This window comes from Enterobacter sp. SENG-6, assembly GCF_001605945.1.
GTDB classification, from domain to species: Bacteria; Pseudomonadota; Gammaproteobacteria; order Enterobacterales; family Enterobacteriaceae; genus Enterobacter; species Enterobacter cloacae.
This window is the reverse complement of sequence record NZ_LOMM01000011.1, coordinates 108,804-122,884: the sequence shown is the minus strand read 5'-3', so window position 1 is coordinate 122,884 and position 14,081 is coordinate 108,804. Positions and strand designations below refer to the sequence as shown.

Sequence of the window (14,081 nt, the reverse complement as noted above, 5' to 3'; positions counted from 1 at the left end):
TCCATTCCATTCAAAAAGTACTGATTAAAGGGAATGATACACGCAGAGGGGAATTTCAGACAGAGTACGAAAGAAGTCGCGTGACCGGGAGCCCGGTCACGCAGAATGATTACAGCAGATCGCCGATCATTTTTTCCAGTTTTTCCTGGTCAATAGCAAACTTACGGATACCGTCAGCCAGTTTGTCTACCGCCATTGGATCCTGGTTGTGCTGCCACAGGAACTCGGATTCAGTGATACGCTCTGGACGCGCTTTCACTTCACCGGTGTAAGACAGTTTACGCTCGATGGTACCTTCGCTCTCAGCCAGCTCTTTCAGCAGCGCTGGTGCGATGGTCAGGCGGTCACAGCCAGCCAGTTCGATGATTTCGCCGACGTTACGGAAGCTTGCGCCCATAACAACGGTCTCATAACCGTGCTGTTTGTAGTATTCGTAGATTTCAGTCACGGAAATCACGCCTGGATCTTCAGACGCGGCGTACTCTTTCTTGTCGGTATTGGCTTTGTACCAGTCCAGAATACGACCCACGAACGGAGAAATCAGGTATACGCCCGCTTCCGCACATGCACGCGCCTGCGCGAAGGAGAACAGCAGCGTCAGGTTACAGTTGATACCGTCTTTTTCCAGCTGTTCAGCAGCGCGGATACCCTGCCAGGTAGAAGCCAGTTTGATCAGGATACGGTCATTGCTGATACCCGCATCGTTATACATTTTGATCAGACGTTTGGCTTTCGCGATAGACGCTTCGGTGTCGTAGGAGAGACGCGCATCCACTTCGGTAGAGATGCGGCCAGGAACCAGTTTAAGGATCTCCAGACCGATGTTCACTGCCAGTTTATCAGTGGCATCCACAACCTGCTGCGCGCGGTCGTTGCTCTGTGCTTTCGCCCAGGTCACAGCGTCGTCAATCAGTTTGCGATACTCAGGGATCTGCGCGGCGTTAAGGATCAGAGAAGGGTTAGTTGTGGCATCCTGCGGCTGGTACAGCTTCATTGCCGCGATATCTCCGGTGTCAGCTACGACAGTGGTGAACTGACGAAGGGAGGTCAATTTATCCGTCATGATAGTGTTTCTCTTTTAACGTGCCCTGGATAATTCACGCTACCGACAGCATGCCTGCAGCGGAAAAATGACAGGTTTACTTGTTAGGGGGATGTAACCGGTCTGCCCTGATGATAACACGACAGAGGGGTAGCGCAACCGCAGACAGTGCGCTTAGCCAATGTATGATAAACTCGGAATATTAAGAGGCAGCTACGTAACAGTACGCCCAATATGTGGTAGCGCTTACATCCTTACCCTGGCATCAACATGAGGGACGTTAATGCCTGATTTCTTTTTCTTTATTAACGAAGTGCTCTGGGGTTCGATAATGATATACCTGCTTCTGGCAGCAGGTATATGGTTTACGTTACGCAGCGGTTTTATCCAGTTTCGTTATATCCGCAAATTTGGCAGAAGTCTGAAAAACAGCGTCACGCCACAACCCGGTGGATTAACCTCGTTCCAGGCGCTGTGCACCAGCCTTGCGGCAAGGCTTGGCAGCGGTAACCTGGCGGGGGTCGCGCTGGCTATCAGCGCCGGTGGGCCGGGGGCGGTTTTCTGGATGTGGGTGACGGCAATTATCGGCATGGCAACGTCCTTTGCCGAATGCTCTCTCGCCCAGCTCTATAAAGAAAAAGATCATCATGGCCAGTTTCGCGGTGGCCCTGCCTGGTACATGGCGCGCGGCTTAGGGATGCGCTGGATGGGCGTGCTGTTCTCAGTTTTCTTGCTCGTCGCCTATGGCCTGATTTTCAACACCGTCCAGGCAAATTCTGTCGCCCATGCCCTGCGCTATGCCTTCGCCTGTCCGGAATGGCTCACCGGCGCGGGGTTAGCCCTCTGCATACTGCTGACCATCTCTACCGGTCTTAAGGGTACAGCCCGCCTGATGCAGTGGCTGGTTCCCATTATGGCCTTGCTCTGGGTTGCGGCCAGCCTGCTGGTCGCTGCGTTGCATATCGACCAGGTGCCGGATGTGATTGCGACCATTTTCAGCAGCGCCTTTGGCTGGCGTGAAGCGGCTTCGGGTGCGCTGGGCTATACCTTTAGCCAGGCGCTGATGGCGGGTTTTCAACGCGGTATGTTCTCTAACGAAGCCGGAATGGGGTCTACCCCCAATGCCGCGGCGGCGGCCGCTTCCTGGCCCCCTCACCCGGCCGCGCAAGGCATTGTGCAGATGATTGGGGTCTTCACGGACACGATTATTATCTGCTCCTCCAGCGCCATGATCTTGCTGCTGGCAGGCCCAATCTCTCACTCAACGGAAGCCGGCGGGATACAGCTTCTTCAGCAGGCGCTGGTGAACCTTACCGGTGGCTGGGGAGCGGGATTTGTTTCGCTCATTCTGCTGTTGTTCGCCTTCAGCTCAATGGTCGTCAATTACCTTTACGCCGAGAACAACCTCATTTTCCTGAAGCTCAACTCTCGCCCCATGCTCAACCTGTTGCGCCTGGGCATGTTGCTGATGGTCATCGTGGGTTCTCTGCTTAGCATGCCGGTGGTCTGGCAACTGGCGGACGTGATTATGGCGCTGATGGCGATCACCAACCTGACGGCGATTTTGCTGCTCTCGCCCGTAGTCACCCTCATCGCCCGGGACTACCTTCGCCAGCGCAAGCTGGGGGTTCCGCCTGTGTTTGACGCCTCGCGCTATCCCGAAATCAAGTCGCAGATTGCGCCCGGCACGTGGGATGATTTGCCGCGGCAATAACAGCTATCGATCAATTCAGGGCGATTTTTTGCTAAAGTCGCCTTAAATTTCCTGCAAGGACTGGATATGCTGATTCTGATTTCACCTGCAAAAACGCTCGACTACCAGAGCCCGCTCGCGACCGAGCGTTATACCCAGCCTGAACTGCTGGACTACTCGCAACAGCTGATTCACGAGGCGCGTAAGCTCTCCGCGCCGCAAATCGCCTCTCTGATGAGCATCAGTGATAAGCTCGCCGATCTCAACGCGACCCGCTTCCATGAGTGGCATCCTGACTTTACTCCTGCGAATGCTCGCCAGGCGCTTCTGGCCTTCAAGGGCGATGTCTATACCGGCCTGCAGGCAGAAGAGTTCAGCGAAGCCGATTTCGATTTTGCCCAGCAGCATCTGCGTATGCTTTCAGGCCTGTACGGCGTGCTGCGCCCGCTGGATCTGATGCAGCCCTATCGTCTGGAGATGGGCATCCGCCTGGAAAACGCCAAAGGCAAAGATCTGTACCATTTCTGGGGCGACATTATCACCGATAAGCTGAACGCAGCCCTGCACGCGCAGGGGGATAACGTGGTGATTAACCTCGCCTCCGATGAATACTTCAAATCGGTGAAGCCGAAAAAGCTCGATGCGGAAATTATTAAACCGGTCTTCCTTGATGAGAAAAACGGCAAGTTCAAGGTCATCAGCTTCTATGCCAAAAAAGCGCGTGGCCTGATGAGCCGCTACATCATTCAAAACCGCCTGACGAAGCCAGAGCAGCTCACCGGATTCAACAGCGAGGGCTATTTCTTTGACGAGGAATCGTCAGGGAAAGGGGAACTGGTATTTAAGCGTCACGAACAGTAAAAAAACAACCCCGCCTGCTGGCGGGGTTTGTATTAGTGATGCTTCCAGTCCGGGCCTGGTCGGTGATCGTCGTGGCGGTGGTCATGACGATCGTCACGATCGCGATGCTCATCATGTGGACGCCAGTGGTTATCGCGCCACTCATAATGCGCCTTCCACCAGTCATGGTCGCGCCAGCGGCCGCCGTCCCAGTAATGGCCGTTATTATCCCGATCGCCAATCTGCAGTTTGACCGCCGGAACCAGGGTGATTTCGGATGCCTGTACCGCCATGGGAGCGACCAGCATCAGTGAAAGCGCAATCAGCGCAGGTTTCAGTTTAGACATCGGTGACTCCTTATGATTCTTACCCAACGTGGGCCGATGTAAGGAGATTACGTGAGGGGAACCGGGGATGTTATTCTCTGCAATCCTAAACGCTAAGTGACCGCATTTATTGGGAATTTCTGCTTTTTCCCTGCTATTTTTCTCCTTAATTTCTTCACAAAAAAGCCGGGTGGTGCTTCGCTTACCCGGCCTACGATTGAGTTCGTTGCAGGCCCGGTAAGCGCAGCGCCACCGGGCAAAAAAATCACGCTTGAGTCATCATCAGCTTACGCAGCGCGGCAAAATCCGCCGGCAGCTCATGAGAGAGCAGCGGCAGGTCAGCGCGATCCGCCAGCTCTTTCGGCAGCGGCAGCGTTTCACCCAGAATCTCTTCCACGCTCTCTTTGAATTTTGCCGGATGCGCCGTCCCCAGGAACAGGCCATACTCGCCAGGATTCAGCTGGTCGCGGAGCGCACGGTAAGCAATCGCCGCATGCGGTTCAGAGGTATACCCCACCGCTTTCAGCTCACGCATAGTGCTTTTGGTGGTTTCATCGGTGACCGCCGCATAGCCCAGATCGCCCAGACGCCACACTTTACGGCGGAACAGCTCTTCCACGCGCGGCCAGTTGTTTGGCTGTGACACGTCCATCGCGTTAGAGAGCGTCGCCTGGGTCGCGTTCGGCGCCCATTTACCGTCTTTCAGGAAGCGTGGCACGGTGTCGTTGGCGTTGGTCGCCGCGATAAAGCGTTTCACCGGCAGCCCGAGGGATTTCGCCAGCAGGCCCGCGGTCAGGTCGCCAAAGTTTCCGCTCGGTACCGAAACCACCAGCTGATTACGCGCCTCTTGCGGCAGTTGGGCAACCGCTTCGAAGTAGTAGCAAATCTGCGCCAGCAGACGGCTGATGTTAATGGAGTTAGCAGAGTTGAGCCCCAGCGCGGCTTTCAGCTCTTCATCGTCGAAGGCCTGTTTCACCAGCGCCTGACAGGCATCGAAGTCGCCATCTACCGCCACGGTTTCAATGTTGCCGCCGAGGGTGCAGAACAGTTTTTCCTGGAGCGGGCTGATCTTGCCTTTCGGATAGAGGATCACCACGCGGACGTTCTTCAGACCGTAAAAAGCATGCGCCACGGCGGCACCGGTATCCCCGGAGGTGGCGGTCAGAATGGTGACCGGCTTGTCGCCGCTGATGTGGGTAAGCATCTGCGCCATAAAGCGGCCGCCGAAGTCTTTAAACGCCAGGGTTGGGCCGTGGAACAGCTCCAGACAGCCCACATCCGGCTCAACCTGCTGAACCGGTGCCGGGAAGGCGAACGCCGCACGTACGCGCTCTTCCAGCAACTCCTGCGGGATTTCGTCGCCGATAAACGCAGACAAAATTTTTGTGCTGCGCGTGACAAAGTCCTGCTTCAGCAGCTCATCAATGTCGGTCAGCGGGAATTCAGGGAGATCGTGAGGGAAGAACAGCCCCTGATTTTTGCCCAGTCCCTGAGTCACCGCCTGCGCGAAGCTGACCTGCTCGTTATGATCTTTCAGATTGTAGAGTTTCATTCGTTATCCCAGTACTCGTGCGCCAGCCGTGTCCAGACGGCAAATATGAACAAAGCCTTCCTGATTTTGCAGGTAGTGTTTAGAGAGCCAGTCCGCCACGCGCTGCGCGGTGTCTGGCTTATCGCACAGGGCGAACAGCGTCGGGCCGGAGCCGGAAATGCCGCACGCCTGCGCGCCAATATCAAGCGATGCCTGTCGCGCCTCATTAAAGCCAGGCAGCAACTTCGTACGATACGGTTCGGCAATCACATCTTTCATCAATTTCGCCGCCAGCTGTGGCTGACGGGTATAACAGGCGTGAATAAAGCCTGCCAGGTGACGTCCGTGGGCGATGCAGTCCTGACGACGATACTGCGCAGGCAGGATCGCACGCGCTTCCGCAGTAGACACTTTGATACCCGGGTAGGCCAGTACCCACAGCCACTCATCAAACCCTGGCACCTGCTGGCTGATGATGCCATTTTCTTCGATCATCAACTGCATACCGCCGAGGAAACACGGCGCGACGTTATCGTAGTGGATGCTGCCAGAGATGCGGCCTTCCAGCTCACCCATTAACCCCAGCAGACGGCTATTGTTCAGGGGTTTGCCGCAATGCTCATTCATCGCCACCAGCGCGGCCACAACAGAGCAGGCACTTGATCCCAGGCCAGAGCCAATCGGCATACTTTTTTCCAGCGTCATGGCTACCGGCACGCTTTTCCCGATCTCCTGACAGAAACGCTCCCAGCACTGATAGACGATATTCTCGCGCGGTTCGGACGGCAGCTTGCTGGCAAAACGTCCCACGTTATTCAGGCTGAAACTTTCTGCCGCTTCCACTGTAACCGTATCGCCCAATAGTGAACCGTCCACCGGCGTCACCGCCGCACCCAGCACATCAAACCCGACGCTCATATTGGCGCTGGAAGCCGGGGCATAAACTTTGACCATGTTAAACTCCTAACTTCCATGACAGGGTACGCAGCAGATCGGCAAACACACCCGCCGCCGTAACATCGTTCCCTGCGCCATAGCCGCGAAGCACCAGCGGCAATGGCTGATAATAGTGGCTGTAAAACGCCAGGGCGTTTTCGCCGTTTTTGACTTTGTACAGCGGATCGTTGCCATCGACTTCGGCAATCTTCACCCGGCACACGCCATCTTCTTCAATGTTGCCAACATAGCGCAATACCTTACCTTCATCACGGGCTTTCGCCACGCGTGCGGCAAAAGCGTCATCCAGCTGCGGTAAATTATCCATAAAGGCGCTGACGTCACCGCTGCTGTCAAATTCAGCCGGCAGCACGGGTTCTATCACGATATCGGAAAGCTCCAGCTCACGGCCCGTTTCGCGCGCCAGAATAAGCAGTTTGCGCGCCACGTCCATACCGGAGAGATCGTCACGCGGATCCGGCTCGGTGTAGCCCAGTTCACGCGCGGCGCGGGTTGCTTCTGAGAGGCTCATCCCTTCATCCAGCTTACCGAAAATAAAGGACAGCGAACCGGAGAGAATACCGGAGAAACGTTGCAGTTCGTCGCCCGCGTTCAGCAGGTTCTGCAGGTTTTCGATAACCGGCAGCCCCGCCCCTACGTTGGTATCGTACAGGAACTTGCGGCGCGATTTGCTCGCCGCCAGACGCAGCTGGTGATAGTAATCCATCGACGAGGTGTTGGCCTTTTTGTTCGGCGTGACCACATGGAAGCCTTCGCGCAGGAAGTCCGCATACTGATCGGCAACCGCCTGGTTCGACGTACAATCGACAATCACCGGGTTCAGCAGGTGATACTCTTTCACCAGACGGATCAGACGCCCCAGGTTGAACGGCTCTTTTGCCTCGTTCAACTCGGCCTGCCAGTTTTCCAGGTTCAGCCCGTGAACGTTGGTCAACAGCGCTTTTGAGTTGGCGATCCCGCAGACGCGCAGATCGATATGCTTCTTCTTCAGCCACTCCTGCTGACGTTTCACCTGCTCCAGCAGCGCACCGCCAACACCGCCCACGCCAATCAGGAACAGCTCAATCACCTGATCGGTGTTGAACAGCATCTGATGAACCACGCGTACGCCGGTAGTCGCGTCATCGTTATCAACCACCACCGAAATAGAACGCTCGGATGAGCCCTGGGCAATCGCCACGATATTAATATTGGCGCGCGCCAGCGCGGCAAAGAACTTGGCGGAGATACCGCGCAGCGTGCGCATACCGTCGCCAACCACGGAGATAACCGCAAGACGTTCCTGAATGGATAATGGCTCCAGCAGCTCTTCTTTCAGCTCCAGATAGAACTCTTCTTCCAGCGCACGACGGGCGCGCAGACAGTCACCCTGCGGCACGCAGAAGCTGATGCTGTATTCCGATGAGGACTGGGTGATCAGCACCACAGAGATCCCATTGCGTGACATTGCGGCAAACACGCGCGCCGCCATGCCAACCATCCCTTTCATACCAGGCCCGGAGACGCTGAACATTGCCATGTTGTTGAGGTTAGAGATACCTTTCACCGGCAGGCCATCTTCGTCGGTGCTGGCGCCAATCAGCGTGCCAGGCGCTTGCGGGTTACCGGTATTTTTAATCAGGCAAGGGATCTGGAACTGGGCAATGGGGGAGATGGTACGAGGGTGAAGCACTTTCGCGCCGAAGTAGGAAAGCTCCATCGCCTCCTGGTAAGACATCGACTTCAGCAGCCTGGCGTCCGGTACCTGGCGCGGGTCGCAGGTGTATACGCCGTCAACGTCAGTCCAGATCTCGCAACAGTCCGCGCGTAAACAGGCGGCCAGCACAGCAGCAGAGTAATCAGAGCCGTTACGGCCCAGCACCACCAGTTCACCCTTTTCATTGCCGGCGGTGAAGCCCGCCATCAGGATCATATGGTCAGAAGGAATTTTGCTCGCAGCGATGCGGCGGGTTGATTCAGCAATATCAACGGTGGATTCGAGGTAGTGGCCCACCGCCAGCAGTTTTTCAACCGGATCAATCACCGTGACGTGATGCCCGCGCGCTTCCAGCAGGCCCGCCATGATGGCGATAGAGAGTTTCTCACCGCGGCAAATTAACGCCGCGTTGATGCTGTCCGGGCACTGACCCAGCAGGCTGATACCGTGCAGCACATGTTTAATCTGGGCAAATTCTTGTTCTACGAAGGCTTTCAGCTGTACGAGCGGGAAACCTGGCTGTGCCTCCGCCAGCCCCTGAAGCAGCTCGGCGAAGATACGCTCGGCATCGCTAATGTTCGGAAGTGCATCCTGACCGCCAATGGTCTTTTCAATCATCGCCACCAGGTGGTTAGTGATTTTTGCCGGCGCAGAGAGAACGGTCGCGACCTGTCCCTGCCTGGCGTTGCTCTCCAGGATATCGGCAACACGCAGAAAGCGTTCTGCATTTGCCACTGATGTACCGCCGAACTTCAACACTCGCATGGTTCTACCTCGTTTCCTTTAGCCGAAAAAAAAGCCCGCACTGTTCAGGTGCGGGCTTTTTTCTGTTTTTCCTGTACGCGTCAGCCCGCATCGTTACCTGTAGTAATGATGATGGTTGTGGTAATGGTGGTGATGCTGATGCGTTTCATGGATGTTGTGTACTCTGTCATTATTATCTGTCTGTGCTGTATTCTTTTAGGGTTAAAGGATCGGGCACCTTAAGTCAATGAATTTTTAATTTGATCACAATTCAGCGCATTCTTACGTCCCGCTGCGTGCAGATTTATTTTCATCCGATTCCGCCAGAGGCAACCCTTAACGTCAGACGCTTACGCCATAGTAAAAACTTATGGCAGCATTTTACTCGGCTAATTTTTTTTCGATATCGTGCAGCAAACGGTGCAGCATTGCCGTATCGCGCTGCTCCAGACGCCCAAGACGCTGCTGCAACCAGTCAGCCATTTTTTGGTCATCCGCCACGCCAAGTTGCATCAGCAGGTGGTCAACGCGCGTACGCAGCGCGGCCAGCTGGTTTTCGTCGGTACCCACCGCTGGCGGTTGGGGAATTTGTATTAAGGACGCTAATTGATAGCAATAGACCATCACCGCCTGGCCTAAATTCAGGGACGGGTAATCCGCGACCATTGGAGCCCCGGTCAGCACATCCGCGAGCGCCAGTTCGTCGTTTGTTAATCCTGAATCTTCCCGCCCAAACACCAGCGCCGCTTTTTCCAGCCACTGGCTTTTCTCGCTCAGCATCGGTACCAGTTCCGCTGGCGTGGCGTAATAGTGGAACTTCGCCCGACTGCGCGCCGTGGTCGCAACGGTAAACGAAATATCGTGCAGCGCGTCGGCGAGCGTGTCGTAAGTGGTTATATTATCAAGAATATCGCCCGACCCGTGCGCCACCCAACGCGCCGCGGGCTCCAGGTGAGCAGCGCTGTCCACAATACGCAAATCGGTGAACCCCATGGTCTTCATGGCACGCGCCGCAGCGCCTATATTTTCAGCTCTGGCTGGCGCGACCAGTACAATCGACAGATGCATTTATGCTCTCTTTTTAATCAGTTAGCGGGGATTAATGTGATGCGCGTCAACATATTACGCGGCGCGAATTTACAATTTTGCAACACAAATCACCGAAATAGCGTTTCATAACAAATTAAAAGCGCTAAACTATTTTGTAGCTGAACAATCATTTAGAATGTTAACAGAACCTGATTATCCTTATGTTTTATAATGATAATGACAGGGTGAATACGCGATTTAAGTTGGATTCGTAACGTTTATCAATCAAGATCCGCAACTAGTTGGTTTATTGAAAAATTGTGACAAAGGCTAGCATTTAGCTATGATGATTTCATCAAACTGTTAACGTGCTACAATTGAACTTGATATATGTCAACGAAGCGTAGTTTTATTGGGTGTCAGGTGTCACTTAGCCTGTTATGTTGCTGTTAAAATGGTTAGGATGACAGCCGTTTTTGACACTGTCGGGTCCAAAGGGAAAGTACCCACGACCAAGCTAATGATGTTGTTGACGTTGATGGAAAGTGCATCAAGAACGCAATTACGTACTTTAGTCACGTTAGCCCGGTCATGTTAATTTGCGACATGCATCAGGCAGGTCAGGGACTTTTGTACTTCCTGTTTCGATTTAGTTGGCAATTTAGGTAGCAAACATGCAGACCCCGCACATTCTTATCGTTGAAGACGAGTTGGTAACACGCAACACGTTGAAGAGCATTTTCGAAGCAGAAGGCTACGATGTCTTTGAAGCGACCGATGGCGCAGAGATGCATCAGATCCTTTCTGAAAATGATATCAACCTGGTCATTATGGATATCAATCTGCCAGGTAAAAACGGCCTTCTGCTGGCGCGCGAACTGCGTGAACAGGCGAACGTCGCATTAATGTTCCTGACAGGCCGTGATAACGAAGTTGATAAGATCCTTGGCCTGGAAATCGGTGCGGATGACTACATCACCAAACCGTTTAACCCACGCGAGTTAACCATTCGTGCACGCAACCTGCTGTCCCGCACCATGAACCTGGGCACCGTCAGCGAAGAGCGTCGTAGCGTAGACAGCTACAAATTCAACGGCTGGGAACTCGATATCAATAGCCGTTCACTGATCAGCCCGAACGGTGAGCAGTATAAACTGCCGCGCAGTGAATTCCGCGCGATGCTGCACTTCTGTGAAAACCCGGGCAAAATTCAGTCCCGTGCAGAACTGCTGAAGAAAATGACCGGCCGTGAGCTGAAGCCACACGACCGTACTGTAGACGTGACCATCCGTCGTATTCGTAAACATTTCGAATCTACGCCAGATACGCCGGAAATCATCGCCACGATCCACGGCGAAGGCTATCGTTTCTGCGGTGACCTGCAGGAGTAATCCTGCAGTCAACACCATAAAAAACGGCGCGAAAGCGCCGTTTTTTTATTCCCGCCACGGCATAATCGGCACCGCGCTAATCGCGTTTTTCGGTGAACCTTCCACTACTTTGTCGGAGTAGGCAAGGTAGGCCAGGGTGTTACGTTTAGTATCGTAAAAACGCACCACCTGCAGCTTTTTGAAGACCAGCGACGTCCGTTTCTGGAACACCACATCCCCCTGCGCTTTGCCGTTTTTGATTTTCTTGCTCAGTTCAACCGGCCCGACCTGCTGGCAGGAGATGGCCGCATCGGATGTATCCTCGGCCAGCCCCAGACCGCCTTTTATCCCCCCGGTTTTTGCCCGGCTAACGTAGCAGGTGACGTTTTTTACATCCGGATCGTCAAACGCCTCCACCACAATTTTGTGGTCCGGCCCAAACATTTTAAACACGGTATCGACAGAACCAATCTGTTCCGCCTGCGCCGCGCGGCCCGCTATCAGCAGTAAGGCTGTTAAGAACAATGTCTTATATTTCATATTGTTACCATTTCTTAATATTACGTTGAGCGATTATTCAACACGTTAGACAAAAATGTAGCAAGATCACAGGATTAGAATATATTCACCCAAAACGCAGGACAAAAAGCATTAATGAGCAAAAAAAACACTGAATGCTAAAACATCAAAAAATGCTATTATCCGCTAACCTGTTATCAGGCACCTGCTGTTTTAAGGATGAGGATAGTATATGGATCAGGCTGGAATTATTCGCGACCTGCTAACCTGGCTGGAAGGTCATCTTGACCAGCCTTTGTCACTGGATAATGTGGCGGCTAAAGCAGGCTATTCCAAGTGGCATCTGCAAAGGATGTTCAAGGATGTCACCGGTCATGCTATCGGTGCCTATATTCGCGCACGTCGTTTATCTAAATCTGCGGTGGCCTTACGCCTGACCGCGCGGCCCATTCTTGATATTGCCCTGCAGTATCGTTTCGACTCGCAACAAACGTTCACCCGAGCCTTTAAAAAACAGTTCTCGTTGACGCCAGCACTCTATCGCCGTTCACCTGACTGGAGCTCATACGGTATGCGCCCGCCGCTGCGTCTGGGCGAGTTCGCCATGCCGAAGTACGAAATCATTACCCTGCCGGAAACCCATTTGATCGGTACGACACAGAGCTACACCTGTTCTCTGGAGCAGATTTCTGAGTTCCGCCATCAAATGCGCGTTCAGTTCTGGCGCGACTTCCTGAGCCATGCCCCGGCGATCCCGCCTATCCTGTATGGTCTCAACGAAACGCATCCAAGCCAGGAAAAAGACGACGAGCAGGAGGTGTTCTACACCACCGCGTTAACGCCGGAAATGGCCAATGGCTATATTCAGGGCTCTAAACCGGTCGTGCTGGAAGGCGGAGAGTATGTGATGTTCTCCTACGAAGGGCTGGGAACGGGCGTGCAGGAATTCATCCTGACCGTTTACGGAACATGCATGCCTATGCTGAACCTGAATCGCCGTAAAGGTCAGGATATTGAGCGCTACTACCCGGCAAGCGATGCGAAACCGGAAGAAGGCCCCATTAATCTGCGGATGGAATTCTTAATCCCGATCCGTCGTTAACGCTGCAGTTCATCCAGTGCAGGGGCATCAAGATGCGAAATGTCCCCTGCCATCTCAACGACCCATCCCGACGCCAGCCACGCGCTTTCCTGATAATCAATACGGGAAATAGAGCAGTTGCGCAGACGCAAACGGCGCTCCGCATAGGCCGGTAACCCCAGAATGGTGCTGACCAGACATCCCAGCGCAATCCCGTGACTCACCAGCAGTGGACGGCTTCCGGCTGGCAGCTTCAGGCATTCCGCCAGCGCAGCATGCATACGCACGCTCAGCTCCTGCATGGATTCGCCCTCAGGGATACGGCCATCTTCGGTACCGTTAACCAGCGTGCGGCGCCAGCCCTCTTCCGTTTCCGTCAGCGTATCGATATGGCGTTTTTCGAGCACCCCCATATCCAGCTCGCGCAGGCGCGGTTCAAGCAGCACATCACAACCACAGGCATCAGCAATTATGCGCGCCGTCTGCTGCGTGCGACCTAAATCGCTGGTGATGACATGGGTAATGCCCAGCGTTCTGGCACGTTCTGCCACCTGCCACGCTTGCTGCACACCCTTTTCAGTGAGAGGACTGTCGGACTGGCCTTGAATACGTCGCTCGGCGTTCCACTGCGTTTCACCGTGGCGAACAAGGTATACCTGTAACATGCTTTTTTTCCGTTATACTGCGATGAGTTTTTTTGAATCGAGCTTAATTATGCACCATGTTGTCTCTGCTACCACCAATCCTGCCAAAATTCAGGCAATTCTAAGGGCATTTGAAGAGATTTTCGGCGAAGGATCCTGCCATATTGATGCCGTCGGCGTCGAGAGTGGCGTTCCTGAACAGCCGTTTGGCAGCGAAGAAACGCGCGCTGGCGCACGAAATCGCGTGTTAAATGCGAAAGCGGCCGCACCCGATGCCGACTTCTGGGTCGCCATTGAAGCGGGAATTGACGAGGGCGCGACGTTTAGCTGGGTGGTTATCGAAAGCCGTGAACAGCGCGGTGAAGCACGCTCGGCCACCCTGCCGCTGCCGGACATCATTCTGGAAAAAGTGCGCGCAGGCGAAGCGCTCGGGCCAGTGATGTCGCAATACACCGGCATTGATGAAATAGGCCGTAAAGAAGGAGCGATTGGCGTCTTTACTGCTGGCGCGCTTACGCGCTCAAGCGTTTACCATCAGGCGGTGATCCTGGCGTTAAGCCCGTTCCATAACGCCATTTATCGTTGAACGTGTAGGCCGGATAAGGCGCA

The 14,081-nt window shown here is 54.2% G+C and carries 15 protein-coding genes and 1 other annotated feature; of the genes, 5 read left to right on the top strand and 10 right to left on the bottom strand.

Annotated elements, in window-relative coordinates; genetic code table 11:
* Positions 1 to 109: 109 nt before the first annotated feature.
* On the bottom strand, positions 110 to 1,063 hold the full coding sequence (gene tal / locus AX755_RS06950; RefSeq protein WP_013095515.1) for a transaldolase: 954 nt from the start codon (positions 1,061 to 1,063) through the stop codon (positions 110 to 112).
* A 262-nt stretch (positions 1,064 to 1,325) separates the two neighbouring features.
* Between tal and AX755_RS06945 the strand changes: the two genes are divergently transcribed.
* Together AX755_RS06945 and yaaA are read left to right on the top strand one after the other, a co-directional pair.
* Positions 1,326 to 2,756, top strand: coding sequence for an alanine/glycine:cation symporter family protein (locus AX755_RS06945; RefSeq protein WP_062856524.1), 1,431 nt, complete (start codon positions 1,326 to 1,328; stop codon positions 2,754 to 2,756).
* Positions 2,757 to 2,822: 66 nt separating this feature from the next.
* Entirely contained in the window at positions 2,823 to 3,596 is a 774-nt protein-coding gene (gene yaaA, locus AX755_RS06940) for a peroxide stress protein YaaA (protein WP_020688463.1), read from the top strand.
* 32 nt (positions 3,597 to 3,628) lie between these two features.
* Here yaaA and AX755_RS06935 read toward each other — a convergent pair whose 3' ends face one another.
* From AX755_RS06935 to yjjY, 7 genes are all read right to left on the bottom strand, one after another.
* Complete coding sequence (locus AX755_RS06935) at positions 3,629 to 3,922, bottom strand: DUF2502 domain-containing protein (RefSeq protein WP_013095512.1); 294 nt, start codon at positions 3,920 to 3,922, stop codon at positions 3,629 to 3,631.
* Between the two features lie 244 nt (positions 3,923 to 4,166).
* On the bottom strand, positions 4,167 to 5,453 hold the full coding sequence (gene thrC, locus AX755_RS06930) for a threonine synthase (RefSeq protein WP_062856523.1): 1,287 nt from the start codon (positions 5,451 to 5,453) through the stop codon (positions 4,167 to 4,169).
* Positions 5,454 to 5,456: 3 nt separating this feature from the next.
* On the bottom strand, positions 5,457 to 6,386 hold the full coding sequence (gene thrB, locus AX755_RS06925) for a homoserine kinase (protein ID WP_062856522.1): 930 nt from the start codon (positions 6,384 to 6,386) through the stop codon (positions 5,457 to 5,459).
* Position 6,387: 1 nt separating this feature from the next.
* Complete coding sequence (gene thrA, locus AX755_RS06920) at positions 6,388 to 8,850, bottom strand: bifunctional aspartate kinase/homoserine dehydrogenase I (RefSeq protein WP_013095509.1); 2,463 nt, start codon at positions 8,848 to 8,850, stop codon at positions 6,388 to 6,390.
* Between the two features lie 24 nt (positions 8,851 to 8,874).
* Positions 8,875 to 8,992, bottom strand: a sequence feature (Thr leader region).
* Positions 8,931 to 8,999, bottom strand: a complete 69-nt coding sequence (gene thrL / locus AX755_RS24365; RefSeq protein ID WP_015572623.1) for a thr operon leader peptide — start codon at positions 8,997 to 8,999, stop codon at positions 8,931 to 8,933. Its footprint overlaps the feature before it by 62 nt.
* A 211-nt stretch (positions 9,000 to 9,210) precedes the next feature.
* Positions 9,211 to 9,897: a tRNA/rRNA methyltransferase gene (locus tag AX755_RS06915; RefSeq protein WP_062856521.1), complete on the bottom strand. Its 687-nt coding sequence runs from the start codon at positions 9,895 to 9,897 to the stop codon at positions 9,211 to 9,213.
* A gap of 399 nt (positions 9,898 to 10,296) precedes the next feature.
* On the bottom strand, positions 10,297 to 10,437 hold the full coding sequence (yjjY, locus tag AX755_RS25310; RefSeq protein ID WP_001541509.1) for a protein YjjY: 141 nt from the start codon (positions 10,435 to 10,437) through the stop codon (positions 10,297 to 10,299).
* Positions 10,438 to 10,532: 95 nt separating this feature from the next.
* On the opposite strand from yjjY, the gene arcA reads away from it, so the two are divergent.
* A complete protein-coding gene (gene arcA, locus AX755_RS06910) occupies positions 10,533 to 11,249 on the top strand; it encodes a two-component system response regulator ArcA (protein WP_003856501.1) in 717 nt (238 codons plus the stop codon).
* Between the two features lie 45 nt (positions 11,250 to 11,294).
* On the opposite strand, the gene creA is transcribed toward arcA, so the two are convergent.
* Entirely contained in the window at positions 11,295 to 11,768 is a 474-nt protein-coding gene (gene creA, locus AX755_RS06905) for a protein CreA (RefSeq protein WP_062856520.1), read from the bottom strand.
* A 211-nt stretch (positions 11,769 to 11,979) separates the two neighbouring features.
* Here creA and robA point away from each other — a divergent pair, with 211 nt between their 5' ends.
* Complete coding sequence (gene robA / locus AX755_RS06900) at positions 11,980 to 12,849, top strand: MDR efflux pump AcrAB transcriptional activator RobA (protein ID WP_013095505.1); 870 nt, start codon at positions 11,980 to 11,982, stop codon at positions 12,847 to 12,849.
* Here robA and gpmB read toward each other — a convergent pair.
* The gene (gpmB, locus tag AX755_RS06895; RefSeq protein ID WP_013095504.1) at positions 12,846 to 13,493 is read right to left on the bottom strand and encodes a 2,3-diphosphoglycerate-dependent phosphoglycerate mutase GpmB; all 648 of its coding nucleotides are present in this window, start codon (positions 13,491 to 13,493) and stop codon (positions 12,846 to 12,848) included. The two genes, robA and gpmB, sit on opposite strands and share 4 nt — an antisense overlap.
* Before the next feature lie 49 nt (positions 13,494 to 13,542).
* Here gpmB and yjjX point away from each other — a divergent pair, with 49 nt between their 5' ends.
* Positions 13,543 to 14,058, top strand: a complete 516-nt coding sequence (gene yjjX / locus AX755_RS06890; RefSeq protein ID WP_029882672.1) for an inosine/xanthosine triphosphatase — start codon at positions 13,543 to 13,545, stop codon at positions 14,056 to 14,058.
* Positions 14,059 to 14,081 lie beyond the last annotated feature (23 nt).